Source organism: Anaerotruncus sp. DFI.9.16, assembly GCF_024461615.1.
Classification (GTDB): domain Bacteria; phylum Bacillota; class Clostridia; order Oscillospirales; family Ruminococcaceae; genus Anaerotruncus; species Anaerotruncus massiliensis.
This window is the reverse complement of record NZ_JANFZX010000191.1, coordinates 1-212: the sequence shown is the minus strand read 5'-3', so window position 1 is coordinate 212 and position 212 is coordinate 1. Positions and strand designations below refer to the sequence as shown.

Genomic DNA, 212 nt, shown 5'->3' with positions numbered 1-212 from the left:
AGAACCTTAGCAGGTCTTGAGATCGGATGCATACCATAGAGATATGGTAAGCCCTTCGGGGCATCCAGACAGGTTGTGCATGGTTGTCGTCAGCTCGTGTCGTGAGATGTTGGGTTAAGTCCCGCATCGAGCGCATCCCTTATTATTAGTTGCTACGCAAGAGCACTATAATGAGACTGCAGTTGACAAAACGGAGGAAGGTGGGGATGACG

Annotated in this window: 1 rRNA gene; it reads left to right on the top strand. The window is 50.0% G+C overall.

Annotated features, from left to right (window positions below):
- A 16S ribosomal RNA gene (locus NE609_RS17490) occupies positions 1-212 on the top strand; the annotation flags it as partial.